Consider the following 22,844-nt stretch of genomic DNA (forward strand, 5'->3'; position numbering starts at 1 on the left):
CAGCCTAGGCGGAGGCAACCGGGAACTCGGCGTGGACCTCGAATCCGCCGTTGTCGTGCAGGTGGGTGGTGAGTACGCCCCCGACTGCCTGCGCACGCTCACGCATTCCGATGATGCCGTTGCCGCCGGTCGACTCGTGCCTGGTCAGGGCCGAGACGAGGCTCCGCCTCGGCGGGCCGTTCACGATCGACACCGACGCGATCGGCGACTCGTACGCGATCTTCACCTCGACCGCGGCGCCCGCCGCGTGGCGGGCCGTGTTGGCGAGGGATTCCTGCAGGATGCGGTACATCACGAGTCCGACCGACTCCGACACGAGCGTCGGGTCACCGTCGACGTGCCAGGCGACGGGAATGCCTGCCCTGCGGCTGCCCTCGAGCAGCTCGCTGATCTGCTGCACCCCGGGCTGGGGCGCGTGCTCTGCCAGCTGGCCGTCGCTGCGCAGCACTCCGAGCAGTCCGCGGACCTCGTTCAGCGCGGCGCGGCCGGCGGCCCCGATCGATTCGAACTCGGCCCGCGTCTCGTCCGACATGTCGGCGATGCGGTACGGCGCGCTCTGCGCCTGCACCACGACCATCGACATGTGGTGCGCGACGACGTCGTGCAGGTCCCGGGCGATGCGCGCCTTCTCCTCCAGGATCGTCCGGCGAGTGCGCTCGAGCTCGCTCAGTTCCTCCTGCTGCGCGAGTTGCCGGCGGGAGAGCACCAGCCACCGGATCAGCAGGCCGAAGACGACGATCGCGGTCAGGCCCACCGCCCACCCGCGGCCGTTGGTGCCCGGGGTGTCGGCGAGGAACAGCAGGACGGTGGACATCCATGCCACGCCCACGACCGGAATCGCGGCCCGCATGCTGACGGCGGCCAGCAGGGCGAGCATCACCAGGATGTGGACCACCTGCCAGGGGTAGTCGTAGCCGTCCTGCAGTGCGAAGACGCGCGGAATCACCAGCGCCGAGACCGCGGAGACGGCCCAGGCCAGCGCCGGATTCGACCGGATGAGCAGGAACGGGAACGTCGCGAGCGCCGCCACGAACGGTTGAATGGGAGGACTGACCTGGTGGGTCAGCTGCAGGGTCGGCCACGCCACGGCGAACAGGATCGCCGTGACCACGACGATTGCCACGTTCAGCCACTGGCCTTCGGCGGCTCTCCGGATGCGCGTCTTCGTCTTCACACCGTCGACAGTAGAAACCGTGGTCACGCAGTGTCCTCATACCCCGGGCTCATGTCGGCGTAGCCCCGGAGTATGAGATCGGGGCCCCCTCGCACCACGAGGCCAGGGATCGAACCGGACTCCGGGGTGATGTGGCCCCGCAACACGAATTCATAACGTTCTCGTCATGCGAAAGACGGGGACACGGAGAACGACTTGGGCCGCGGTGGCGTGCGCCGCAACCGCACTACTGACCACGACAGGATTCGCAGGCACCGGCGCCGCGAGCACGCCCCGGCACGAGAACGCCGCCGCCTCCGCCGCGGTGCACACCCTCACCGCACCGGCCGAAATCTCCGAGGACTCCATTCCCGCGGACTTCGCCGACGTGATGGGCTACACGCCGGTGCCGATCGACGGAATGCTCGCCAATCCCGGCGGGGACTGCTCGTCTCCCGTGCCGCTGCCCCTCGAGTTCGACACGTCGTGCAAGGCGCACGACCTCGGGTACGACCTTCTGCGGTACGCGTCCCGGTCCGGCGAGGACCTGGGTCCCTGGGCGCGGCAGAGCCTCGACACGCAGCTGGATCAGCGCATGCACGCGGCGTGCGACACCCGCGCCGACGAGCAGGCACGGGCGCAGTGCTTCGTCATGGCAAACGTCGCGACCACCTTCGTCACCGGAAACAGCTGGCGCCAGGGCTATTCGGCACCGGTCACCGAATCCGGACTCCCGTATGCACTGGCAGGCGGTGTCGGTGTCGTGCTCCTCGCCGGCGCGGCCTGGTCGATCCGCCGCCGGCCGCATCCGGTCGGAGCCGTCGCATGACCACCACCGCTCTGTCCGGTCCCGGACGGAGCACGGTGCACAGTCGCTCGCACACGAAGCCGAATGCCCTGCGCCGCACTCTGGTCACGACGATCCCGGTCTCCGCCCTCCCCCGCGCCGCCTCCACGATCGTCGTCACCGCCGTCACACTCGCATCTCTCGCTCCCTCACTGCTCCCCCGGAGTGCGCTGACGCAGGCCCTGTTCACCGGCGTCCTCGCCGCGATCGGTTTCGGTTTCGTCGTCCTCGCCCGCCGCCTGCGGTACCTCGTCACCCGTTCGCGCAGCAACCACCCTCCGCGGGACTCGGTGCGTCTGCTGGTGCTGATCGGCGCCATGATCGTCGTGTCCTGGGCGATCGTGCTCGCCGACCACTGGCAGGATTCGCTGCGCGCCGCCATGGGCATGCCGGGCATCGGGCCGGACCACTGGATGCAGGCGATCATCGTGGCTGCTCTGACGTTCCTGCTGTTCGCCGGCATCGGCAGCGTCGTCGGCACGGTCGCCCGACGTCTCGGCTGGATCGGCAGCGCCACCACCGCCGTCGTTCTCGCGACCGCACTGCAACTGGTCGCCGGACCGGCGTTGTGGGGAATGATGTCGCGTTCCTACAGCGACTCCAACGCGCTCGTCGACGTGTCCCTGCACCGGCCGATGTCCGCCGAACTGTCCGGCAGCCCGGACTCCGCGATCAGCTGGGAGTCGCTCGGGCGCCAGGGACGACGGTTCGTGGCGGCGGGCGAGCAGTCGGCCGCCATCCGCACCTATGTGGGGATGGATTCGGCACCGGACGTCGAATCGCGTGCGGCACTGGCAGTCTCGGAACTCGAGCGGGCCGGCGGATTCACCCGGTCCGCCATCGTCGTCACGGTGCCCACCGGCTCGGGGTGGATCGACGAGAACGCCGCCGAGGGATTCGAGGAACGCTTCGCCGACGACGTCGCCATCGTCGGCATGCAGTACTCGTACCTGCCGAGCTGGATCACGTTCGTGTTCGGGCGTTCCGCCGCAGACGAATCGGCGGCCGCGTTGTTCGATGCCGTCGCCGAGCGGATCGCCGACCTCCCCGACCTCCTGCGCCCGGCGCTGTACGTCTACGGTCAGAGCCTCGGATCCGTCGGCGGCAGTGCAATTTTCACCGACGCCGACCCACTGCGCGAGCGAGTCTGCGGCGCACTGTGGGCCGGCCCGCCCGCCGGCTCGGTTCTGACGGACGGGGCGACGATGTTGGCGAACACATCCGACCCGGTAGTGTGGTGGTCCCCCGACCTGGTCCTGCACCGACCCGACCTCTCGCTCGCAGTACGCGATGCGCCGGTACCCCAATGGATTCCGGGCATCACGTTCCTGCAGACGAGTGTCGACCTGGTGTCCGCGCTGAACTTCGCAGCCGGCCACGGACACCGCTACGGCAGTGAGCAGGGCACCGCCCTGCCCGACTGCTCCTAGTTCGGCGAGCCGATCGGACCGCGTGCGGCCTCGTAGGCGGCACCGACGCGGTACAGCCGCTCGTCGGCCAGCGCGGGTGCCATGATCTGCAGCCCCACCGGCAGTCCGTCGTCCGCGGACAGTCCCGACGGAACCGACATCGCGCAGTGCCCCGCCAGGTTGGTGGGCAGCGTGCACAGGTCCGAGAGGTACATCGCGAGCGGGTCGCCGACCTTCTCGCCCAGCTTCCACGGGGTGAACGGGCTGGTGGGCGACACCAGGACGTCCACCTTCTCGTACGCCTTCTCGAAGTCCCTGGCGATGAGCGTCCGCACCTTGAGCGCCTGACCGTAGTAGGCGTCGTAGTAGCCGGACGACAGCGCGTAGGTACCGATCATGATGCGGCGCTTGACCTCCGGGCCGAAACCGGCGGCGCGCGTCGCGGCCATCACCTGGTCGGCGCTCATGTCACCCTCGTCGATGCGCAGGCCGTACCGCATCGCGTCGAAGCGTGCGAGGTTCGACGACACCTCGCTCGGCAGGATCAAGTAGTACGACGCGAGCGCGTACTCGAAGTTGGGGCACGACACCTCGACGACCTCGGCACCGAGTTCCGTGAGTTGCGCGACGGCGGCATCGAAAGACGAGATGACCCCGGGCTGGTAGCTGTCGGAGTGCAGTTCCTTGACCACACCCACCTTCACGCCCTTCAGGTTGCCACCGGCACCCTCACGCGCAGCCGCCACCACGGGACGCACGGGCGCGTCGATCGACGTGGAGTCGCGCGGGTCGTGCCCGGCGATGACCTCGTGCAGCAGCGCCGTGTCGAGGACCGTGCGGCCGCAGGGACCACCCTGGTCGAGCGAGGACGCGCAGGCCACGAGGCCGAAACGGGAGACCGTGCCGTACGTCGGCTTGGTGCCGACCGTCGCCGTGACGGCGGCGGGCTGACGGATCGAGCCGCCGGTGTCGGTGCCGATCGCGAGCGGGGCCTGCCGGGACGCGAGGGCCGCGGCACTGCCGCCGCCCGAACCGCCCGGAATGCGCGTGGTGTCCCACGGGTTGCGGGTGGGGCCGTAGGCGGAGTTCTCGGTGGACGAACCCATCGCGAACTCGTCGAGGTTGGTCTTTCCCAGGATCGGGATGCCGGCCTCGCGCAGTTTCTTCGTGAGCGTCGCGTCGTACGGTGCGATCCAACCTTCGAGGATCTTCGACGCGCACGTGGTGGGCATGTCGGTGGTGGTGAAGATGTCCTTGAGCGCCAACGGAACTCCCGCGAGCGGGGAGGCGGGTGCATTGCCTGCGGCGAGGCTGCTGTCCACTTCCTTCGCCGACACGAGGGCCTGCTCGCCTGCCACGTGCAGGAAGGCGTTCAGGTCACCGTCGACCGCGGCGATGCGGTCGAGATGCGCCTGGGTGACCTCGACGGACGACACCTCACGGCTGTGGATCTTCGACGCGAGATCTGCGGCGTCGAGAGTGGTCAGTTCGGCGCTCATTCGCCCTCTCCAAGGATCTGCGGGACAGCGAAGCGACCCTGCTCGACAGCCGGTGCGCCGGACAGCGCCTGCTCGGGAGTCAAGCCGGGAACGATCACGTCGGGACGGGTCACGTTGGTGACCGCGTTCGGGTTCGCCATCGGCGGAACATCCTCGGCGGGCACCTCGGTGACCACCTTCACGTGGCTGAGAATCGAGTCCAGCTGACCGGCGAACTCGTCGAGCTCGGCATCGGTCAGGGCGAGTCGAGACAACCGCGCGAGGTGCGCGACCTCGTCACGGGAGATGGCAGGCACCGCGGGGCCCCTTTCGGTTCGGACGTACACAAGTGGGTCCCAGCCTAGAGCGTGGCCCGATCAGCCGTGCAGCCAGCGCCGCAACCTGCCCGTCAGGAACGGCAGAACCACGAAGACCATCACCGGAGTCGTGACCACCGACGCCACCACGGTGCGCGTCACCACGTCCAGGGCCGAGAGCCGAGGAGTGACGAACAACGCGATGAGAAGTGAGATCGGGAAGAAACCGAGCCAGATGGTGACCGCCTGCTTCCACCGCGGCGGTGGCGGCGTGACCCGAACGGCGTGCGTGAGCGTCGACTGCGGTTCGAACCAGCCCTCCACCCCGGTCAGCCGGTGCGTGACCGTGTCCTGCGCGAGACCGGTTCCCCTGCCCACCCACACCTTCCTGGCGGGCGACGTCGTCCACGCGTCGAGAGTGTCCTCGTCCGCGAACCGGTACACCACGTGGTACTGCTCGGGGTCGGTCGCCGCGCGCAGCCATCCCCCGCCGAGGAACCCCGGGAACGTGCCCGCCATTGCCATCCCGGCGTCCGTCCAGCGCAGGAATTCCTGTTCCCGGCCCGCCGCCACCCGCCGCGAGACGGACGTCGTCACTCCCGTTGCCGTGATGTTCATGCACCCATGTTTGGGCTGTCGTGTTTCGCGGACGAGGCGAATCCGTATCGGCAGTGTCACGAATCGAGCGCGACCTGCACGTCCCCGTCCCGTCCCCGGCGAAGCCGCAGGGGGGACCGCATACTCGGGAACGAAAGTGCAAGGATGGTGAGCGACGGGGGTCGCAGGTACTCCCGCGTCTATCTCGTGGTGAAAGGGACGCACGTGTCGTATCTGCTTCGCGTCCAGCTCCCCGACCGTCCCGGTAGCCTCGGCTCTCTCGCCGTCGCCCTGGGCTCGGTGGGTGCTGACATTCTGTCGCTCGACGTGGTGGAACGGGGTGCCGGATTCGCCATCGACGACCTCGTGGTCGATGTCGAGCCGGGATCGCTCCCCGACACCCTCATCACGGCCGCCGAGAACCTGCCCGGCGTCACCGTCGACTCCATCCGGCCGTACGCCGGAATCCTCGACACCCACCGCGAGCTCGAGCTCATCGACCAGGTCGCCACCGCGGCGGACGATCGACTGCAGGTCCTCGTCGACGGGGCGCCGCGCGTGCTCCGGGTCGGCTGGTCCGTGGTCGCCGACCTCGGCCCGCACGGCGCATACCGTGTGGTCGGCAGCTCGGGAGCTCCCGAGACCCATGCCACCGAGATCCCGTGGATGCCGCTGGAGAAGCCCACCGCGCTCGACGGCGAGGGTGACTGGGTGCCGCAGGTGTGGCGCGACATGAACACCACACTCGCGGCGGCTCCCCTCGGGACGACCGGCCGTGTGCTGATGCTCGGCCGCCCCGGCGGCCCGGAATTCCGTCCGTCCGAGATCGCCCGGCTGGGTTACCTCGCCGGCATCATCGCGACGGTTCTGAGCTGACCACCGCTGAGCTGACCACCGCGCCGGTCCGAGAGGTCCGGCGGTGGCCGCCTCAGACGAGCTCGCGGACCAGGACGGTCAGCTCGACACCGGGGACTGGTGCCCAATTGCGTTCGGGCACAGGCACGAAACCGTTGCGGTCGTAGATCCGGCGGGCGTCTTCCATGTCGGGCTGGGTGGACATCACGACCGCGCGGTCCCCGCGGTCGTATGCCGTGTCCAGCACGTGCCGCACGAGCGCCGACCCGACCCCGGCACCGCGGGCGTCGGGTGACACGGCGAGCATCCGGAATTCGAGTTCACCCGGCTGCGCGACATCGGCGTACGGGGAAGCCGGTTCCGCGATAGTGACGGAACCCACGATCTGGCCCTCCATCACGGCCACCCGCACATCCGCCTTCTCCGCCCGCTCGGCGGTGTCGCGCAACCGGTTCGTGTACGGATCGTGCGCCTCGACGAATCCGCCACCCACGTAGGCGATCAGCGTGAGGTCACCGACGGCCTCGTAGTCGTCCGGCGTCGCATTCCGAATCTCGATCATGTCCAGAACTATGACAGGACGGCTCACGCCGCCCAAAATGCGGGCGTGAGGTTCCGATCACACTCCGGAATCCGCGACGGCGTCCGGTCCGCCCTCCAGTAGTCGGCGGAACCCGTCCTCGTCGAGGACCGGCACTCCGAGTTCGACGGCCTTGTCGTGCTTCGAACCCGGTGATTCGCCGACCACCACGAACGCCGTCTTCTTCGACACCGAACCCGCGGCCTTACCGCCTCGGACGAGGATCGCCTCCTTCGCCTGGTCGCGCGAGAACGTCTCGAGCGAACCCGTGACGACGATCGACAGGCCTTCGAGGTTGCGCGGAATCGATTCGTCGCGTTCGTCTTCCATGCGAACCCCGGCCGCGGACCACTTCTCCACGATCTGCTGGTGCCAGTCGACGCCGAACCACTCGGCGACGGCCGCGGCGATGGTGCCGCCGACCCCGTCCACTGCCGCGAGTTCCTCGACGGAGCTCTCCCGGATCCGCTCGAGCGACCCGAATTCACCGGCCAGGGCACGTGCCGCCGTGGGACCGACATGACGGATGGACAGCGCGACCAGCACCCGCCACAGCGGCTTGTCCTTGGCGGAGTCGAGATTGTCGAGCAGCCGGCGGCCGTTGGCCGACAACCCGCCGGCCTTGGTCCGGAAGAGCGACGTCTTGAGCAGATCGTCCTCGGTGAGCGAGAACAGGTCGCCCTCGTCGCCGATCGCCTTGGCTTCGAGGAGGCTCGTGGCGGCCTCGTAGCCGAGGACCTCGATGTCGAATGCGCCGCGGCCCGCGACGTGGAACACGCGTTCCCGGAGCTGCGCGGGGCAGTACTGCTGGTTGGGGCAGCGAATGTCCGCGTCCCCCTCCTTGGCGGGGGCCAGCAGTGTGCCGCACTCCGGGCAGTGGGTGGGCATCACGAACTCGTACTCGTCGCCCGTCCGGGCGTCGACCACGGGCCCGAGGACCTCGGGGATGACATCACCGGCCTTGCGCAGCACGACCGTGTCGCCGATGAGCACGCCTTTGCGTTTGACCTCGGAGCCGTTGTGCAGGGTGGCGAGGGAGACGGTGGAGCCGGCGACCGTGACCGGTTCCATGTAGGCGAACGGGGTGACGCGGCCGGTGCGACCGACGTTGACCCGGATGTCGAGAAGCTTGGTGGTGGCCTCTTCCGGGGGGTACTTGTAGGCGATCGCCCAGCGCGGCGCCCGCGACGTGGACCCCAGCCGGCGTTGCAGCGACGTCTCGTCGACCTTGACCACCAGACCGTCGATCTCGTGCTCCACGTCGTGCCGGTGCTCGCCCCAGTACTGCACCCTGTCCACGACGGCGTCCGCGCCCGTGACGCGGGCGGTGTGGGTCGACACGGGCAGGCCCCACGCCGCCAGTGCCGTGTACGCGTCGTACTGGGAGACCGGCTCGAATCCTTCGCTCCGGCCGAGGCCGTGGCAGATCATCCCGAGGCGCCTGCGGGCGGTGACGGCCGGATTCTTCTGCCGCAGCGACCCGGCCGCGGAGTTCCGGGGATTCGCGAACGGCGCCTTGCCTTCCTCGACGAGCGCCGCGTTGAGTGCCGCGAAGTCCTCGAGCCGGAAGAACACCTCGCCGCGCACCTCGAGGAGCGCCGGGACCGGGTATTCGTCTGTGCCGGTGAGCTTTTCCGGGATGTCGTCGATGGTCCGCGCGTTGAGGGTCACTTCTTCACCGGTGCGGCCGTCGCCGCGCGTGGCCGCCCGGACGAGCCGGCCGTTCTCGTAGACCAGGTTCAGCGCGACTCCGTCGATCTTCACCTCGCACAGGTAGTGCAGGTCGGGCCCGGTCTCCTGCTCCACCCGGCTGATCCAGGTACGCAGTTCGTCGGTGGCGAAGACGTTGTCGAGGCTGAGCATCCGCTCGAGATGATCGGCGGAGGCGAAGTCGGTGGCGAAACCGCCGCCGACGAGTTGTGTCGGCGAATCGGGCGTCCGCAGGTCGGGATACTGGTTCTCGAGGTCGTTCAGCTCGCCCAGCAGCACATCGAACTCTCCGTCGGAGATGATGGGCGCGTCGCGGACGTAATAGCGGAACTGGTGCTGTCGCACTTCCTCGGCCAGCTCGTTCCAGTGCTCCCGGACGTGTCCGGGGGCCGGTGTCGGGGCTTCGGTCGATTCACTCACTACCGAAGATTAACCGGTCCGGCCGACACCGAACGCCGGACTCAGAGCGATTCGGGGTCATCGGTGAACGCGCTGCTCACCTCGGAGCACAACTTCAGCGCCTCCCGGCTCCAGGACTGATCGGCGCCCGCGAGCCCGCAGACGGGAGTCACGGCGACCTGGGTCCGCAGCGTCGTGCGCGGAAATCCGAGCCGGTCGATCAACGTCACCGCAGGTCGAGCGACGTCGCGCCACGTGGCAGGCACAGCGGGAGTGTCGGTCGGAACGAGGCCGAATGCGAGCTCCTTGCCCGCATCGAGCAACTCGCCGATGCCGTCCAGGTCCGCGGACGTCAGCTGTGCCACGTCCAGACCCACTGCGCGGGCACTGCTGCGCCGCAGGAGGTCGGTGGGCAGATCGCCGGAGCAGCAATGCACCATGGTCACCGCGCCGGAGCCCGCGAGGGCGGCCTCGAGCACGGCGAGCGCCTCCGGTTCCGGCATCGCCCGCACGGTCTCGAGCCGCGACCGGCCGGACAGCGTGCCCGCCAGCACGGCGGGCAGTCGTGGCTCGTCGAACTGGACCAGCACCTGCGCGCCGAGACGTCGGTTGACCTCCGCGGCGTGCCGCGCGAGCCCCTCGCCCAGCGATTCGGCGAAGTCGCGCACCGCGCCGGGGTCGGTCAGCACGCGCCGGCCGGTGCCGAGTTCCACCTCGGCCGCCAGCGTGAGTGGGCCCACCGACTGCACCTTCACCACGTGGTCGGCACCGACGAGGCCCGCGCTCTCCCACGCCTCCTCCAGCGCGTCGAGATCCTGGTTCAGGAGGTCGGTCGCCCGCTTGGCGACCGAGCCGCGACGCTGCACCACACGGTAGGCCGTCGTGGACACGTCCAGTTGCAGATCCACGAGCAGAGCGCTGGCCCGGCCGATCATGTCGGCGCCGAGCCCACGGGCGGGCAACTCGACGAGGTGCGGGAGCCCGCCGAGTTCGCCGAGGACGATCGTGGCGGCTTCACGCGGATCGGTGCCCGGCCACGAGCCGACGCCGGTGACGGCCCCGGCCAGTGAGATACCCTGCGTCACTGCGTGTTCGGACGCGCGTCGGTACCCGAGATGGTTCCGCTGCCCAGCACGATGTCGCCTGCCGGGTCGGTCCGGTACAGGACGACGGCCTGCCCCTTCGCGACACCGGTCAGCGGCTCCCGAAGAGAGATGGCGATGCCGCCGTCGACCGCTTCGGCGACGGCCTCGGCGAGCCCGCCGTGCGCCCGTACCTGGACGGTGCATTCGACCGGCCCGGTAGGCGCGTTCCCGGACGTCCACACGGCGCGGTCCGCCGTGATCGCGTGCACTTCGAGGTTGCGTGCGGAACCGACACGGACGGTGCCGGTGTCGGGTTCGATCGACGTCACGTACCGCGGTTGCCCGTCGGCTGCGGGACCCTGGACGCCGAGGCCCTTCCGCTGGCCGATCGTGAAACCGTGCACGCCTTCGTGTTCCGCGAGCACCTCACCCGAATCGGCGTCGACCACACTGCCCGGACGGACACCGATGCGGGCGCCGAGGAACGCGCGGGTGTCGCCGGACGGGATGAAGCAGATGTCGTGGCTGTCGGGCTTGTTCGCCACGGCGAGGCCGCGTTCGGCGGCCTCCTCCCGGATCCGGTCCTTCGGGGTGTCCCCCACCGGGAACATCGCCCGCGACAACTGCTCGGCGGTGAGCACACCGAGCACGTACGACTGGTCCTTGTCCGCGTCGACGGCACGGCGCAGCACGCCGTTCTCGAGCTGCGCGTAGTGGCCGGTGGCCACCGCGTCGAACCCGAGGGCGATCGCACGGTCCGCGAGCGCCGCGAACTTGATCTTCTCGTTGCACCGCAGGCACGGGTTGGGGGTCTCCCCCGCGGCGTACGACGCCACGAAGTCATCGATCACGTCCTCCTTGAAACGGTCGGCGAAATCCCAGACATAGAACGGGATTCCGAGCACGTCCGCGGCACGCCGGGCATCACCGGCGTCCTCCTTGGAGCAGCAGCCCCGGGATCCGGTCCGCAGCGTGCCCGGCTCGGCGGACAGCGCGAGATGCACTCCCACCACGTCGTGCCCGGCAGCGACCGCCCGGGCCGCCGCCACAGCGGAATCCACGCCGCCACTCATGGCCGCCAGTACTCGCATCAACGATCCCCTCCACGCGCTCCGACACCGGCGAGCCCGGCGGCCCGGGCCCGCTCCACAACTTGCGGCAGTGCCGCGACGACTGCATCCACGTCCGCGACGGTCGACGTGTGCCCGAACGAGAAGCGCAGCGATCCCCGCGCGGTCGCGGAATCCACGCCCATCGCGGTCAGGACGTGACTCGGACGAGCGACCCCGGCGGTACACGCCGAGCCCGTAGAACATTCGATCCCGGCGGCGTCGAGCAGCATCAGCAGCGAATCGCCCTCGCAGCCGGGGAACGTGAAGTGGGCGTTGCCCGGCAGTCGCGCGCTGCCCACCGGCCCGTTCAGCACGGCGTCGGGAACGGTCTCGCCGACGCGCTCGATCAGGCGGTCGCGCAGGACGGTCAGTTCCGTCGCACGGGAGTCGAGGTCGGCCGTCGTGTCGCGCAGCGCCGCCGCCATGCCGACGACACCCGCCGTGTCCGGGGTACCCGAACGCAGGTCGCGTTCGTGTCCCCCGCCGTGCAGCAGCGGCACACACGGCACCTGCCGTCCCAGCAGTAGTGCACCGACGCCCTGCGGTCCGCCGACCTTGTGCGCGGCGATGCTCAGCGCGGACAACCCGCTCGCAGCGAAGTCCACGGGGATGTGCGTGACGGCCTGGACGGCGTCGCTGTGCATCGGCACACCGAACTCGGCCGCGACCGCAGCGAGTTCGGTGATCGGCATGATCGTGCCGACCTCGTTGTTGGCCCACATGATCGTGACCAGGGCCGTCTCGTCCGCGTGGACGGCGAGTTCGTCGCGCAACGTCTGCGGGGACACCCGGCCCAGTTCGTCGACGGGCAGCCACGTGACCTGAGCACCCTCGTGCTTCTCGAGCCACTCCACCGCGTCGAGCACCGCGTGGTGCTCGACGGAACTGGCGAGAATCCGCACCCGGCCCGGGTCGGCGTCGCGCCGGGCCCAGAAGATGCCCTTGACGGCCAGGTTGTCGCTCTCGGTGCCGCCGGAGGTGAAGATGACCTCGGACGGTCTGGCGCCGAGGTCGGCGGCGATGGACTCGCGGGCCTCCTCGATGCGACGGCGGGCGGCGCGCCCGGAACCGTGCAGCGAGGACGCATTGCCCACGGTCCTGAAGATGTCGGTCATCGCCCGGACGGCCGCGGGCACCATGGGAGTGGTGGCTGCGTGGTCCAGGTAGACGGGGTGATCGGCACTGCGGGCAGAGGTCATGACGTGACCAGGATAGCTCAGGCGACGAGACGCTCCGCCGCCTCGATGCCCGCGGCCGCCGCCCCGACCGCACCCTGCAGCGGATCGACGATGTCGTGCGCTGCGAGATCGATCCGTTCGTCGCCTCGCGCGGCGCGCTCACACCGGGCCGCCAGATCGCGGCGGCACTCTCCCGGATACTCGATCGGCGCCAGCCTGACCTCCGCGATGACCCCCTTCTGGCGGATGATGCGCCGGATCGACTGACCGATCGTCTCCTCGCCCACGAAGCACGGCCCGGTCGTCAGCTCCCCGCCCCGGCCGGTGTACCGCAGCGAGATCGGCTGGACCGGGCATTCCGCGTCGATCGCCGCCTGGAACAGCGCGGGCCGGAAACCGCCGTACGCCCGTCCGCACCACGTGGTGCCCTCCGGGAACGCCACGACTCGTTCGCCGGCGCGCAGCCTGCCCGCCGTCGTCGCCACCGTGGCCGGGAGCGCCCGCAGGCTCTGCCGCACGATCGGGACGACCCTCATCCGCCGCGCGAGCGATCCCAGAACCGGCCAGTCGAGCAGATCCCCGCGGGCGACGAAGTTCGCCGGGGCGAGTGCGCTGAGCACCAGTACGTCGGTCCACGACACGTGGCCCGCCACCACCAGTATCCCGCCGGTATGGCGGCGCTTTCCGCGATGATCGACGACGACGAGGCGGATTCCCACGCAGCGCAACAGGATCGCCGCGTACCGCCGCTGCAGACCGGTCCGCCACGACCGGGGCAGCAACCATCCCGCGGTCAGGAGCGGCGCCGTCGCCAGGGCCGACACCACGAGACACCACCGAACGACCACGGTCGGGATCGACACTCCGTTCGCCTCCGCAGGCAGACACCCCGCGCCGCACGGACTCGACGGCATCCACGAGTGCACGGTCACCCCGGTCGACTCGGACACGGCCGTACTCATGCCTGTGCCCCCGCCTCGAGAGTGGCCGACGCCGACCGCAGGCGTTCGAGGTACCGCTCGTTGGCGCCGTGCAGTCCCTGCAGGGCGACGAAATCGGCGACACCGAACTCCGGATCGTGCGCGGGCTCACCGCACACCTTGGCGCCGAGGCGCAGGTAGCCCCGGAGCAGCGGCGGCAGGGTCGGCCGGGCGGGCGGATCGATCTCGTCGAGCGACCACCCGTCGACGAACACCGGGTTCCTGGGCACGGCCCGTGCGTCCGGGTCATTGCCGTACTTGCGGAGCAGCAGGTCTCGCACCCCGCGGACGTTGGAACCGGCCACGGCATCCGGATGCTCCCGCATCGGCACGGAGACACACCCCATGACCCACTCGTATCCAGTGAGCTGCAGATAGTGGAGGATCCCGGCCCACATCAGGCTCAGGACCGAACCGGAGCGGTGGTCGGGGTCGACGCACGCCCGGCCCATCTCGACGATGCGGTTGCCGACGGGGTCCAGAGCGGAGATGTCGAATTCGGTGGCGGTGTAGTAGCCACCGGCCTGGGCTGCGGCGTCGGGCGGGAGCATGCGGTAGCACCCGACGAACTCGCCGGTCGCCTCGTGGCGGACGAGGAGGTGGTCACAGAAGTCGTCGAACCGGTCGGCGTCGAGGGCGTCCGCATGCGCGGGGACGGAGAATCCGGGCTCGGAGGCGAACACGCGGTAGCGCAGCCGCTGGGCGGCCACGCGGTGTTCGCGGTCGGACGAGACGACCAGGGAGTATCGGGGTGCGGTTACAACAGAATCGGCGGTCTCACTCGGTGCGCGGAGAACTGACGAAGTTGTCATGGCGCAGGTTTACCGAGCAGGGGCGGCGTGAGGGCATCGCCTGGGTGTCGTGTCGATGCAGCCCGGATGAACGACGGAAGATACGACGGCGGCCCCGCTCCCGGGAAGGGAACGGGGCCGCCGTCGGTCGAGAATCAGCCCTTGTGAGCCTTGACAGCCTCGGTGAGCTGCGGAGCGACGTTGAACAGGTCGCCGACGATGCCGTAGTCCGCGATCTCGAAGATCGGGGCTTCCTCGTCCTTGTTCACGGCGACGATGGTCTTCGACGTCTGCATACCGGCGCGGTGCTGGATGGCACCGGAGATGCCGAGCGCGATGTACAGCTGCGGGGAGACCGTCTTACCGGTCTGACCGACCTGGAACTGGCCCGGGTAGTAGCCCGAGTCGACCGCGGCACGCGAGGCGCCGACGGCGGCACCGAGCGAGTCGGCGAGTTCCTCGACGACGGAGAACTTGTCGGCGCTGCCGACACCACGGCCACCGGAGACGACGACGGTCGCCTCGGTGAGCTCGGGACGGTCGCCACCGACGATCGGATCACGCGAGGTGATCTTGACGGCGCCCTCGTCCTGGGCCGGAACCTCGACGGAAACCTTCTCGCCTGCGCCGGCTTCGGGCTTCGCCTCGATGGCACCCGGACGGACCGAGATGACCGGGACGTCGCCGTTGGCCTTGGCGTCGACGGTGAACGCGCCACCGAAGATGGAGTGCACGGCGCTGCCGTCGGACTTGACGTCGACGACGTCGACGAGCAGGCCGGAGCCGATGCGGGCAGCAAGACGTCCGGAGACCTCCTTGCCCTCGACGCTGGCGGCGGTGATGACCGCGGCCGGCGCAGCCGACTCGACGAGCGACGCGAGCACGTCGACCTTCGGGGTGACCAGGTAGCCGTCGATGTCGTCCGACTCGGCGACGTAGATCTTGGCCGCGCCTGCGGCGGCGAGGCCCTCGGCCAGCTTGTCGGCGGTACCGGCGGGACCGGTGACCACTGCGGCCGGCTCACCGAGCGCGCGAGCGGCGGTGATGAGTTCGGTGCTGACCTTCTTCAGCGCACCCTCTGCGTGCTCGACGAGCACCAGTACTTCTGCCATGTCTAACTCTCCCTGTATGTGTCTGCTGGTCTGTAGAGGGGCGCGATCAGATGATCTTCTGGCCCACGAGGTAGGCAGCGATCTTGCTGCCGCCGTCGCCCTCGTCGACGATGCGCTCACCAGCGGTACGCGGGGGCTTGGGGGTGGAGGCGGTGACGGTGGTGCCCGCGTTGGCGACACCGACGGTCTCCGGGTCGACACCGAGGTCGGCCAGCGTGTAGACGATGACTTCCTTCTTCTTCGCGGCCATGATGCCCTTGAAGGAGGGGAAGCGGGGCTCGTTGATCTTCTCGGTGACGCTGACGATGGCCGGCAGGCTCGCCTCGAGGCCGAAGACGCCCTCGTCGGTCTCGCGCTCGCCGGTGACGGTGCCGTCGGCGACCGTGAGCTTGCGCAGCTGCGTGAGCTGCGGGATGCCCAGGTACTCGGCGATGATGGCCGGGACGGCGCCGACGCGGCCGTCGGTGGCCTCGTTACCGGCGATGATCAGGTCGGCAGGCTCTTCGTTCTCGAACGTGATCTGTCCGAGTGCCGCGGCCAGGGTCCACGCGGTCTGCACCGCGTCGGAGCCGTGGAGGGCCGGGTCGTTGATGTGCACTGCCTTGTCGGCACCCATGGACAGGGCCTTGCGGATGGCGTCGGTGGCACGGTCCGGACCTGCGGAGAGGACGGTCACCTCGCCGCCCTGAGCCTCCTTGATCAGGAGCGCTTCTTCGACGGCGCGCTCGTTGATCTCGTCGAGCACTGCATCGGCGGCCTCGCGGTCAAGCGTGTAGTCACCGTCGGTCAGCTTGCGCTCGGACCACGTGTCGGGGACCTGCTTGATCAAAACAACGATGTTCGTCATGGGTCTTCGTCGACCTCCTGTGTGTTCTTGCGTGGTTATCGTGAGTTGCTCCGCGTGGGCCGAGCTCTCGTTGTCGATATTTCGTCGCACGATGGCTCTGCGACAGATTACCCCACGTTAAGTTACCGGTCGGTAACTTGCGTGAAAGTCTCGTTCACCATAACGGCCGAAAGCGCATTTCATCCCTGTGATGTAGACCACCTGGACGAGCGACCTTGCCGGTGGCACTAACCTCGCAGCGGTGAGCGAATCATTTGTCGGCGACCGCGAGGACGCACCGCTGCCCCCGCACGGTCACGAGCAATTGCCATCGACCGGAGACGAGCAACTACCCCTCACGGGCGAGCGGACCGTGCCCGGGATCCCCGAGGAGAACTACTGGTTCCGGCGTCACGAGGTGGTCTACCGCGACCTCCTCCCCCGCTGCGCGGAACGCCGGGTACTCGAGGCCGGATCCGGAGAAGGCTACGGCGCCAACATGATTGCCGATGTGGCACAGAGCGTCACCGGACTCGACTACGACATCTCGGCAGTCGAACACGTGCGTGCGCGATACCCCCGCGTCGAGATGCTGCACGGCAACCTCGCGGAGCTTCCCCTCGACGACGAATCCGTCGACACCGTGGTCAATTTCCAGGTGATCGAACACCTGTGGGACCAGGCCCAATTCCTGCGCGAGTGCTTCCGGGTGCTGACGCCCGGAGGGGAACTGCTCGTCAGCACCCCCAACCGCATCACGTTCTCGCCGGGCCGCGACACGCCGCTCAATCCGTTTCACACCCGCGAACTCGACGCGGCCGAGCTGACCGAACTCCTCGAGGAGGCCGGGTTCACGCTCGCCCTCATGACCGGCGTCCATCACGGCGATCGGCTGAAGTCCCTCGACGCGAAGCACGGCGGCTCCTTCATCGGCGCGCAGATCGACCGCGCACTCGCCGGTGAACCCTGGCCCGACGAACTGACCCGCGACGTCGAGGGCATCACCGTCGACGATTTCGCCCTGCACGAGGGCGACATCGACGACAGCCTCGACCTGGTGGCCGTCGCGGTGAAAGATCCTGTTCGGTGACCGAAACCGACAACCGCACCGGAGCGGGCGACGCGACGGAACCGGGCATGTTCTGCCTGGTCCTGCACTCCCACCTGCCCTGGCTCGCCAACCACGGCCGGTGGCCGGTGGGCGAGGAGTGGCTGTACCAGTCGTGGGCGGCGTCGTACCTCCCCCTCACCGCGATGCTGCGGCGACTGTCCGACGAGGGTCGCGCGCATCTGCTGACCCTCGGTATCACCCCCGTTCTCGCAGCTCAGCTCGATGATCCGCACTGTCTGGCGGGAATGCACCACTGGCTCGGGAACTGGCAGATCCGCGCGCACGAGGCGGCAGGCATGCCCGACGACGCGCACCGCGATCTCGGTGCCCGCGAGCACCGCGCGTCCGCTGCCGCACTCGCCGACTTCGAGCTGCGCTGGCGGCACGGCGGCTCACCCGTCCTGCGCGACCTTCTCGACCGCGAGGCGTTCGAACTGCTCGGCGGCCCGCTGGCCCACCCGTTCCAGCCGCTGCTCGATCCGCGGTTGCGCGCCTACTCCCTCCGCGAGGGACTCGCCGATGCGGCCGCTCGGTGGAACTGCACCCCGACAGGTATCTGGGGGCCCGAATGCGGGTACACCCCCGGCATGGAGACCGGATACGCCGAGGCGGGCGTCACTCATTTCATGGTCGACGGTCCCGCCCTGCGGGGCGACACGTCGCTCGGCAGGCCGGTCCGTGAGTCCGATGTGGTCGCGTTCGGCCGCGACCTGCAGGTGAGCTACCGGGTGTGGTCCCCGAAGTCGGGCTATCCCGGGCACGGCGCCTACCGCGACTTCCACACGTACGACCACGACACGGGCCTCAAACCGGCCCGGGTGACCGGCCGCACGGTCGACTCGGCCGACAAGGCGCCGTACGACCCCGCGCTCGCGTCGGCCGCGGTCGATCGGCACGTGGCCGACTTCGTCGCCACCGTCCGCAAGCGGCTGCGCGACGAGTCCGAGCGCATCGGACGGCCCGCGCTCGTCGTCGCCGCGTTCGACACGGAACTGTTCGGGCACTGGTGGCACGAGGGCCCCGAATGGCTCGAGAAGGTACTGCGGGCGCTGCCCGAGGCCGGAATTCGCGTCGGCACCCTCGACGACGCCCGCAGGCAGGGCTACGTGGGCGAGCCCGTCCAGCTCGAGAACTCGTCGTGGGGATCCGGCAAGGATTGGCGGGTATGGGCCGGCGATCAGGTGTCGGACCTGGTGCAACTCAACTCCGAGGTGGTCGCGACCGCCCTCGACACCGTCGACAAGACCCACGACGCCGATACCGCCCCCGGACGTCCCGCGCTCCGGAACCGCGTGAACGATCAGATACTGCGGGAGGCACTCATGACGGTGTCGAGCGACTGGGCGTTCATGGTCAGCAAGGATTCGGCGGCCGGGTATGCCCGCGACCGGGCACACAAGCACGCGCACGCCACCCGCGAGATCGCCGCCGCGGTGTCGGCGGGCAAGGACGTGGCCGCGAACCGACTCGCAGAGGGATGGAACCGCGCCGACGGCCTGTTCCCCGGGCTCGACGCGCGCCGTCTGCCCGGCAGGGACCAGCGGCTGACGGGCACCGAGGGAGGGGCGTCGTGAAGATCCTGATCGTGTCGTGGGAGTACCCACCCGTCGTCGTCGGCGGTCTCGGTCGCCACGTCCACCACCTGGCCACCGAACTCGCGGCGGCCGGACACGAAGTGGTGGTGCTGTCGCGGCGGCCGTCGGGCACCGACGCCGCCACCCATCCCACCGTCACGCACATCGAGGACGGCGTCCTGGTGGTCGCCGTCGCCGAGGACCCCGCGCACTTCGTCTTCGGCGAGGACATGCTGGCGTGGACACTCGCGATGGGGCACGCGATGGTGCGCGCGGGCGTCGCCCTGCACAAACCGGGTGTCGGGGAGGGCTGGCAGCCGGACGTGGTGCACGCACACGACTGGCTCGTGGCCCACCCCGCGATCGCGTTGGCCGAATTCTACGACGTCCCTTTGGTTTCCACGCTCCACGCCACCGAGGCCGGACGGCACAGCGGCTGGGTGTCCGGCCGGATCAACCGGCAGGTGCATTCGGTGGAATGGTGGCTGGCCAACGAATCCGATGCTCTCATCACCTGTTCCGCATCGATGCAGGACGAAGTGACCACACTCTACGGCCCACTGCTCCCGCCGATCACGGTGATCCGCAACGGAATCGACGTCACCACCTGGAGCTTCCGCGAGCGCGCGCCACGGTCCGGTCCACCGAAACTGCTGTTCGTCGGCCGCCTCGAATACGAGAAGGGTGTGCAGGACGCCATCGCCGCGCTCCCCCGCATCCGCCGCAGCCACCCCGGGACGACCCTGTCGATCGCCGGCGAGGGCACCCAGTTCACCTGGCTCTACCAGCAGGCCCGCACCCATCGCGTCGCCCGCGCCGTGAACTTCCTCGGCAACCTCGACCACATCGAACTGCTCGGGTGGCTGCACGGCGCCGACGCCATCGTCCTGCCCAGCCGGTACGAGCCGTTCGGCATCATCGCCCTCGAGGCCGCCGCCTCCGGAACCCCGCTCGTGGCGTCCACCGCCGGCGGCCTCGGTGAAGCGGTCGTCGACGGGGAGACCGGCATGTCGTTCCACCCCGGCGACGTCACCGGGCTCACGTCCGCGGTCCGGGAGGTCCTCGACGATCCCGCCGGGGCGCAGCAGCGCGCGGTGGCCGCGCGCGACCGCCTCACCGCCGATTTCGACTGGCACACGGTGGCCGAGGACACCGTCCACGTCTACGCGGGCGCCAAGCGTCGCGTGCGGCACCCGTTGGCGAGACCGGAGATTCCCGAGCGTCCGCTGCCCGGCCGCTGACGCGGCGCTCAGTCCGTGCGCACCCGCCGGATCCGGATCGGACCCCGCGCCGACCCCGGATCCACCACGGCGCCCTTCTGGGTGACCTCGACTTCCCCTGCGTCGGCCAGACGCCGGGCGGCCTCCCGCACCGGTTCCATGAGGGGCCGCCAGTCGTCCGGTGCCACGGCGCGCGCGACATCCGACGGGCAGATGCTCGCACTGTCGGCCCGGGCGTCGAGGAGCGCCCGGATGCGCTCCTCGAGTTCGCTGTCCGACACGGTCATGATGCCGACTATGCCACCGCGCCGGTCAGTTCTCCTGCGCCGCCTTCTTCCGGGCGATGTCTTCGAGGGCCGCGATGTACTTCGCGCGTTCGGACGCGCCCGCCTCCCACTCGGCCTTGCGGTTCTTCACGGGCTTGGCGGGTGAACCGACGGCGATGCTGAAGTCCGGGATGTCACCCTTCACGACGGCATGCGCGCCGAGGACACAGCCCCGCCCCACCCGCGTGTTGCGGAGAACCGTGACCTTGGCCGCCACCCACGTGTCGGGGCCGATCCGGACCGGGCCCTTCACGATGCCCTGATCCTTGATCGGGACGTTCACGTCGTCCATACGGTGGTCGAAGTCGGTGATGTAGCACCAGTCCGCCACGAGCGTCGACGCGCCGATCTCGATGTCGAGGTACGTGTTGACGACGTTGTCCTTGCCGAAGACCACCTTGTCGCCGATGCGCAGCGAACCCTCGTGGCAGCGAATCGCGTTGCCGTCACCGATGTGGACCCAGCGGCCGATCTCGAGCCGCGACAGGTCGGGGGTCGAATGGATCTCCACCCGCTTGCCGAGGAACACCATGCCGCGCAGGATCACGTGCGGGTTGGCCAGCTTGAACTTCGCGAGCCGGTAGTACCGCACGAGGTACCACGGCGTGTACGCCTTGTTCGCCAGCACCCATCGCAGCGAGTCGCGTGTCAGGAAGCGGGCCTGCTCGCTGTCGCTCCGCCGGGATCCTCGCCACCTCGTACGCAACGGTGCGCCCCACATGCTCGTCATAGCCTGTCAGCCTACGTTCACGGCTCGCGCCCCCGTTCGGGTGTGTCCGGACTCCGACACCGGCATCGGGGTGTGCCGATCGGCGCAGCCTCGGCGGGATAGTCTCTGGGCCGAGCGTTATCGAAGACGAGGAGATGTAATGCGGCGGGTCCTACGTTCGTCAGTACTGGCGCTGGCGACGATCTCGGCTGTCGTCCTCAGCGGCTGCAGCAGCGGAACGCAGGTCGACGACATCTTCTCCGCGGGCGGGTGGCCCGGCATGCACGCGGACGCCCGCAACAGCGACACCAGCCCCGTCACCGGTTCCCGTGACATCTCCTTCGCCTGGTCTCGCCCGCTCGGCGGTCCGGTCGCGAATTACGCGTCGGTGGCCGCCAGCGGCCAGATCTTCATCACGGCCCGCACCGAGAAGGGCTGCAACCTCTTCTCCTACCAGATGGACAGCGGCCGCAAACGCTGGTGCCGCCAGCTCGCGCCGGGTGTCGTGGCGTCCACGCCGATCGTCGACGGCGCCGCCAACGTGTACGTGGGCGAGAACGGCGCCATCAACTCGTTCAACGAGTACGGCCAGCTGCGTTGGCGCACACCGGTGGTCGGGACGCCGCTGTCGGCGCAGTTCACCGGCGACGGCAACCTCCTCTTCATCACCCAGCTCGGCCAGATCAACGTCGTGAACACGCAGACCGGTCAGAAGGTCGTGGCACCGTACGATCTCGTCCCGCCGCCGTCCGTCGCCGAGGGCGCGAACGTCGACATCCTCCCCGACGACAAGGGCCTCAACGGCTGCTTCTTCGGCTACCCCGACTGCCCGGTCGCCAACATGCCGGCCATCGACCTCGAGTCCGGCAAGTTCTATTTCACGTTCTTCGCGCCCGGCGCTCCCGAGGCGGAACTCGTCGCGATGAAGTACTCCGGCGGCGACAACCCCGCAATCACCCAGGAATGGTCCAGCGACACTCTGCCGGGCGGCAGCGCGTCCAGCCCCGATCTGTCGGCCGACGGCTCCGTCGTCTACGCGAACGACAACTGGGGCACGTTGTGGGCGATCGATTCTGCGACCGGCGATCCGAAGTGGAGCTACGACATCGGGTACGCCGCCGCCGGCAGCCCGTCCACGTCCGCGGACGGGCTGATCATCCCCGCGGGCGGACTCGACGGCCACCTGCTGGCGTTGCAGGACAAGGGCGATCACGCCGAACTGGTCTGGGAGCGGAAGGATCTGCTGCAGCTGGGCGTCCCGGCACAGACGGCCGGGTCGACCGGTTACGCAGTGGTCCGCGAGGGTACGGACGGACTGGCGATGCTGACGTTCGACACCGGAACCGGTGAAACCCTCGACCAGGACACCCTGCCCGGGGCCAAGGGGTTCACGGTCGGCACCTCCATCGGGCCGAAGGGTGACGTCCTCACCCCGACACTGCTCGGGGAGCTGTTCGTCCTCCGCTGACCCGTGA

At 69.3% G+C, this 22,844-nt stretch carries 22 protein-coding genes; 7 read left to right on the forward strand and 15 right to left on the reverse strand.

Annotated features, from left to right (window positions below; genetic code table 11):
• Positions 1-4: 4 nt before the first annotated feature.
• Positions 5-1,201, reverse strand: a complete 1,197-nt coding sequence (locus tag DTA22_RS10645) for a sensor histidine kinase (protein ID WP_037245426.1) — start codon at positions 1,199-1,201, stop codon at positions 5-7.
• Positions 1,202-1,340: 139 nt separating this feature from the next.
• Here DTA22_RS10645 and DTA22_RS10650 point away from each other — a divergent pair, with 139 nt between their 5' ends.
• Complete coding sequence (locus tag DTA22_RS10650) at positions 1,341-1,982, forward strand: hypothetical protein (RefSeq protein WP_112299400.1); 642 nt, start codon at positions 1,341-1,343, stop codon at positions 1,980-1,982.
• On the forward strand, positions 1,979-3,430 hold the full coding sequence (locus DTA22_RS10655) for an alpha/beta-hydrolase family protein (RefSeq protein ID WP_112299401.1): 1,452 nt from the start codon (positions 1,979-1,981) through the stop codon (positions 3,428-3,430). Before DTA22_RS10650 ends, DTA22_RS10655 begins: the two co-directional genes overlap by 4 nt.
• Here the strand turns inward: DTA22_RS10655 and gatA are convergent.
• Genes gatA through DTA22_RS10670 form a run of 3 tightly spaced genes read right to left on the reverse strand, consistent with a single transcriptional unit; the run spans position 3,427 to position 5,822 of the window.
• Complete coding sequence (gatA, locus tag DTA22_RS10660; RefSeq protein ID WP_105413070.1) at positions 3,427-4,908, reverse strand: Asp-tRNA(Asn)/Glu-tRNA(Gln) amidotransferase subunit GatA; 1,482 nt, start codon at positions 4,906-4,908, stop codon at positions 3,427-3,429. The two genes, DTA22_RS10655 and gatA, sit on opposite strands and share 4 nt — an antisense overlap.
• On the reverse strand, positions 4,905-5,204 hold the full coding sequence (gene gatC / locus DTA22_RS10665; protein WP_112299402.1) for an Asp-tRNA(Asn)/Glu-tRNA(Gln) amidotransferase subunit GatC: 300 nt from the start codon (positions 5,202-5,204) through the stop codon (positions 4,905-4,907). Before gatC ends, gatA begins: the two co-directional genes overlap by 4 nt.
• A gap of 60 nt (positions 5,205-5,264) precedes the next feature.
• A complete protein-coding gene (locus DTA22_RS10670) occupies positions 5,265-5,822 on the reverse strand; it encodes an antibiotic biosynthesis monooxygenase (protein ID WP_112299403.1) in 558 nt (185 codons plus the stop codon).
• A gap of 204 nt (positions 5,823-6,026) precedes the next feature.
• On the opposite strand from DTA22_RS10670, the gene DTA22_RS10675 reads away from it, so the two are divergent.
• The gene (locus DTA22_RS10675) at positions 6,027-6,677 is read left to right on the forward strand and encodes an ACT domain-containing protein (protein WP_025432327.1); all 651 of its coding nucleotides are present in this window, start codon (positions 6,027-6,029) and stop codon (positions 6,675-6,677) included.
• Between the two features lie 52 nt (positions 6,678-6,729).
• On the opposite strand, the gene DTA22_RS10680 is transcribed toward DTA22_RS10675, so the two are convergent.
• The 9 genes from DTA22_RS10680 to DTA22_RS10720 all read right to left on the reverse strand — a co-directional run bounded on the left by DTA22_RS10680 (position 6,730) and on the right by DTA22_RS10720 (position 16,450).
• Positions 6,730-7,218 carry a GNAT family N-acetyltransferase gene (locus tag DTA22_RS10680; RefSeq protein ID WP_037245415.1) on the reverse strand — a complete coding sequence of 163 codons (489 nt, stop codon included), beginning with the start codon at positions 7,216-7,218 and terminating at the stop codon, positions 6,730-6,732.
• A 57-nt stretch (positions 7,219-7,275) separates the two neighbouring features.
• Positions 7,276-9,366, reverse strand: a complete 2,091-nt coding sequence (ligA, locus tag DTA22_RS10685) for an NAD-dependent DNA ligase LigA (RefSeq protein WP_112299404.1) — start codon at positions 9,364-9,366, stop codon at positions 7,276-7,278.
• A gap of 41 nt (positions 9,367-9,407) precedes the next feature.
• The gene (locus DTA22_RS10690; RefSeq protein WP_112299405.1) at positions 9,408-10,430 is read right to left on the reverse strand and encodes a methionine synthase; all 1,023 of its coding nucleotides are present in this window, start codon (positions 10,428-10,430) and stop codon (positions 9,408-9,410) included.
• Positions 10,427-11,521, reverse strand: a complete 1,095-nt coding sequence (mnmA, locus tag DTA22_RS10695; RefSeq protein WP_112299406.1) for a tRNA 2-thiouridine(34) synthase MnmA — start codon at positions 11,519-11,521, stop codon at positions 10,427-10,429. The genes DTA22_RS10690 and mnmA overlap by 4 nt, the downstream gene beginning before the upstream one ends.
• Entirely contained in the window at positions 11,521-12,741 is a 1,221-nt protein-coding gene (locus tag DTA22_RS10700; RefSeq protein ID WP_112299407.1) for a cysteine desulfurase family protein, read from the reverse strand. The genes mnmA and DTA22_RS10700 overlap by 1 nt, the downstream gene beginning before the upstream one ends.
• Positions 12,742-12,758: 17 nt before the next feature.
• A complete protein-coding gene (locus tag DTA22_RS10705; protein WP_112299408.1) occupies positions 12,759-13,682 on the reverse strand; it encodes a lysophospholipid acyltransferase family protein in 924 nt (307 codons plus the stop codon).
• A complete protein-coding gene (locus DTA22_RS10710; RefSeq protein WP_112299409.1) occupies positions 13,679-14,512 on the reverse strand; it encodes a GNAT family N-acetyltransferase in 834 nt (277 codons plus the stop codon). The genes DTA22_RS10705 and DTA22_RS10710 overlap by 4 nt, the downstream gene beginning before the upstream one ends.
• Before the next feature lie 134 nt (positions 14,513-14,646).
• Positions 14,647-15,603 carry an electron transfer flavoprotein subunit alpha/FixB family protein gene (locus DTA22_RS10715; RefSeq protein ID WP_005240335.1) on the reverse strand — a complete coding sequence of 319 codons (957 nt, stop codon included), beginning with the start codon at positions 15,601-15,603 and terminating at the stop codon, positions 14,647-14,649.
• A gap of 46 nt (positions 15,604-15,649) precedes the next feature.
• The gene (locus DTA22_RS10720; protein WP_037245401.1) at positions 15,650-16,450 is read right to left on the reverse strand and encodes an electron transfer flavoprotein subunit beta/FixA family protein; all 801 of its coding nucleotides are present in this window, start codon (positions 16,448-16,450) and stop codon (positions 15,650-15,652) included.
• Between the two features lie 241 nt (positions 16,451-16,691).
• Here DTA22_RS10720 and DTA22_RS10725 point away from each other — a divergent pair, with 241 nt between their 5' ends.
• The 3 genes from DTA22_RS10725 to DTA22_RS10735 are packed head-to-tail and all read left to right on the forward strand — an operon-like array spanning position 16,692 to position 20,355.
• Positions 16,692-17,519, forward strand: a complete 828-nt coding sequence (locus DTA22_RS10725; RefSeq protein WP_112299410.1) for a class I SAM-dependent methyltransferase — start codon at positions 16,692-16,694, stop codon at positions 17,517-17,519.
• On the forward strand, positions 17,516-19,114 hold the full coding sequence (locus DTA22_RS10730) for a 1,4-alpha-glucan branching protein domain-containing protein (protein ID WP_174233786.1): 1,599 nt from the start codon (positions 17,516-17,518) through the stop codon (positions 19,112-19,114). The genes DTA22_RS10725 and DTA22_RS10730 overlap by 4 nt, the downstream gene beginning before the upstream one ends.
• Positions 19,111-20,355 carry a glycosyltransferase family 4 protein gene (locus tag DTA22_RS10735; protein ID WP_112299411.1) on the forward strand — a complete coding sequence of 415 codons (1,245 nt, stop codon included), beginning with the start codon at positions 19,111-19,113 and terminating at the stop codon, positions 20,353-20,355. Before DTA22_RS10730 ends, DTA22_RS10735 begins: the two co-directional genes overlap by 4 nt.
• Positions 20,356-20,363: 8 nt before the next feature.
• Here DTA22_RS10735 and DTA22_RS10740 read toward each other — a convergent pair whose 3' ends face one another.
• Positions 20,364-20,621, reverse strand: coding sequence for a DUF3253 domain-containing protein (locus DTA22_RS10740; RefSeq protein WP_037245391.1), 258 nt, complete (start codon positions 20,619-20,621; stop codon positions 20,364-20,366).
• A 25-nt stretch (positions 20,622-20,646) separates the two neighbouring features.
• Positions 20,647-21,390, reverse strand: coding sequence for an acyltransferase (locus DTA22_RS10745; protein ID WP_005240319.1), 744 nt, complete (start codon positions 21,388-21,390; stop codon positions 20,647-20,649).
• Positions 21,391-21,529: 139 nt separating this feature from the next.
• Between DTA22_RS10745 and DTA22_RS10750 the strand changes: the two genes are divergently transcribed.
• Entirely contained in the window at positions 21,530-22,837 is a 1,308-nt protein-coding gene (locus DTA22_RS10750; RefSeq protein WP_112299412.1) for an outer membrane protein assembly factor BamB family protein, read from the forward strand.
• Positions 22,838-22,844 lie beyond the last annotated feature (7 nt).

Source organism: Rhodococcus wratislaviensis, from assembly GCF_900455735.1.
Lineage (GTDB): Bacteria > Actinomycetota > Actinomycetes > Mycobacteriales > Mycobacteriaceae > Rhodococcus_F > Rhodococcus_F wratislaviensis.